General features: G+C 60.4%; 1 protein-coding gene. It reads right to left on the minus strand.

Annotation, left to right across the window (positions count from 1 at the left end):
- Positions 1-3,225 (minus strand): tetratricopeptide repeat protein (locus ABX749_RS27090; protein WP_372898773.1); only part of this gene is annotated, 3,225 nt, incomplete at its 3' end.
- Positions 3,226-3,256 lie beyond the last annotated feature (31 nt).

The raw sequence follows: 3,256 nt of genomic DNA on the forward strand, positions 1-3,256 counted from the left end.
CAGCAGGGATGTCTTGTCATCGATCTCGGAAATCGATTCCAGCACCTGGCCGCCCTGCCATAACAATCCGCCGCTGATGGCCAACGTGTCGGCACCCTTTGCGGCGGCGACCGCGTCGGACTCCATCAGTTCTCGAATCGACTCGACGGCCGCCTCGCGTTTGGTATCGTCGGCCACGTCGACCAGCGCCGACAAGAACCGCGACGAGGGGGCGAGCGTCTTGTCTTGAATCGCCTTCTTGGCGGCTTCCTCGAATCGCTCCCGCGCTTCGTCGTCGCTTCGGAGCAACGTCAAGATGTCTTTCAACGGACCGTTTGCCGTTCCGCCGGACGAGCGACTGGTCACCCGCCACGTCGTCGATCCCGTCTTAAACGCATCGTCGCCGCAGATGACGTCAATCATGGCCTGGCGGATTTCCGGAATCTTCTCCCGGTCCGGCACCGGGATCGCATCGATGTAACGATAGAAGTCTCGTTTGAACTGCGAGTTCTTCAAGGCGTGGGCGACGAACCTCCGCTTGGCGTCGGTGTAGGGTTTGCGTCGCCCGACGTTCAGCAACGTGTCGAGTCGGTAGCTTTGAATGGCTTCGGGATCGAATTTCAGCAATCGCTCGAACATCGGGTCGAAATCGCTACTCCGCTCCACCGCACGGGTCATTTCATAGACATGCCGGTTCAGCAGTTGCGGTTCTTTTTCAAACGCGTCCAGGTACAACTCCGCCGACTCCTTGTATTGTTTGGCTTTGTAGAGTGCACTTGCCCGTGCGAGCAATTGGTTCGGATCGTTCGGTTTGGATTTCGCAATCTCACTCCACAACGCTTCGGCGTCCCGCTGTTTGCCCGCCGCGGTGTACAGTTCGGCCAACTCCATCCTGGCCCGCACCGAAGCGGGGGCCGCAGCGACGCGTCGTTTCGCTTGTTCGATTAGCGGGTCAAGGCGTTTGGCGTTTTGCAGAATCGAAACGGCTTGTCGGCGGTAGTACGCCGAATTGCTCGATGCTCCCCGACCGCTATTCAACTTTCGCAGCACCGTGTAGGCGACCTCCGCAGCGGCCTCCTGGTCGTCGTTGGCCAAAAACGCGTCGGCGATCTGCAATTCCGTTCGCTCATCACGCGCACGCCCTCCGCGTAAACGCCGCAACACCGCGGTGGCCTTGTCATTCATCCCGAGTCGGCGGAGCTGATCGGCCAAGGCCAACTGGGTCTTGGTATCCATCCGCAATCCGAACAGACGCTCGGCGGCCTGCTTGGCGCGTTCCACATCGCCGAGTTGTGAGGCCAAGTTCAACGCCGCCATTTCTTTGCGAACCAACATCCCGCTGTCGAGCGGATCGAACGAGTCGAGCGCCTCCAGGGCGACGCGCGGTTGGGCAAGCTCACTGGCAAGCCGGGCCTGTTCGATTCGCAAGTCGACGTCATCGGGGAACTCGCGGCAAAGCTGGCTGAGTCGCGAATAGCATTCCTCCGGACGCTTCGTCCACCAGCAGGCGAACGCGGCCAACACACGGCGTGCTTTTTGTTCTTGCACCGGGGCTCCCGCCAACGGTCGATCCAAGTGTGCGATCACCTCGTCGCTGACGTTGATGCCACGGGGCTGGCCGTCGCTTTCCGAGCTGGGCATCAGGCTGGAAAGCTCGTTGATGATCTGTTGGTTCAACAGTTGCAACGACAGGGGGGCTTTGACCTGGAACGAATAGTAGCTGTTCTGCGAACTGCGGACGTACGTGCTGAGGGTTCCGTTGGACAGTGCGGTGCTGCGTCGCGCCGCGACGCTATTGTGCTCGATCGCTTGGGCGAGCACTGCGTCGAGGAGCGTCATGCGATGACGCTCGACAAAGTCGGCCCCGTGTCGTCCGGACGTCACCAGATGGCCGGCCGTCCCCGTCACCGTACTCCACGTCACTGATTTCCCCGTCGTGTCGTCACGCACCGCGGGCATCAATCGTTCCACCAAGGCGTCAGCTTGGTCGACCTGATTGAGGTTTAAATAGTACGACATCGCGCTCAAGAGATCCTTCAGCGACGCGCGTGCTGGTGGCGCTTGCAAGGCGTATTGTTTCGCTCGCGCCGTGTCGCCGACGGCGTTGAAGTGGTTCGACAGGATCACGCGATAATCCGCAAGTGTCGACCATGAGGTGGAACTGGCGGTGTTGCTACCGGATGCCGCGTCGACTTGCGCTTGTTCGTACAGATCCAGCATCAGCCGCAATTGGGGCTCGGTCAACAAGCCGGCCGTGTCGGCCGGCGCCGCGTCGTCGCTGTTGGATTCGTTTTGCGCGTCCGAGCGGATCTTCCCCATCAACATGCTGCGCACCGAAACCGCTCCCTCCTTGGGGTCCAGTTCCGCCAGTCGCCAATTCAGCTTTTCGGTGAGTTCTTTGTCGTCCCCACTGGCTGGTCTGGATGTTGTCGTCGAGGTCACAGCACTCGCAAGCGACTGGAGTGCCCGGTGCTCCCAAATCAGGTTGGCGTCTTCGATTTGGTCGACCGCTGGCAGTGCAACGGTGCGTTCGATCAAGGCATCGATTCTCGTTTTCGCTTCATCGGCCGGAAAACGTTTGGCGATCGCAACCATTTCCACGGTGGCGGCCAAGACCCGAGCGTGCCCGAACGAGGACGGATCGATGGTCGAATAACTGGACGACATGCTGGAATAATTGCTGCTCGCGTAGCGGCCGACGCGATAGTTTCGCGCCAACGTGTATGAGCTGCCCGTCCAACGACTCGGACTGGTGGCATAACCTGGCGGACGTGACGTGCTGGCTGATGTGCTGGTGGCTCGCGTTCTTGTCGTTGGCGGTAACGCATCCAGTGGCAGATCCAACTGACGAATCTCGCCGGCCAGTTCGATCGCGCGACGGTGCGGCGCAGGGTAAGTTGCTTCATCGCCGTCTTGTGTTTCATCGTCACCTCGTTCGTACAGCAACAACTGGGCGAGCATCAGTTTGACGTCCCACAAACCGGGATCCCGGCGGACGGCTTCTTCGCAGATCGCGAGCGCCGTCGACCGATCACTTCGACGAACCGCCGAGCGGATCATCGATCCCAACCGGGTCGGATCGGCGGCCAGTGAGATTCGGTCGCTGAGCGCCGACTTGATGTCGATCATGCCGGCGTCAAGCTGCAGTTGAACCAGTTTATAACGGTTCTCGGGGGTGTCGGCGATCGCGACGACGCGTTCTTGGAATTCGGCGGCCACCACGACCTCGTCGGCCGCGTCTCTCAAGCGGACCTTCGTTTCAAGAAGCGAGACATCA

The organism is Stieleria sp. (assembly GCF_041595215.1).
GTDB lineage: Bacteria > Planctomycetota > Planctomycetia > Pirellulales > Pirellulaceae > Stieleria > Stieleria magnilauensis.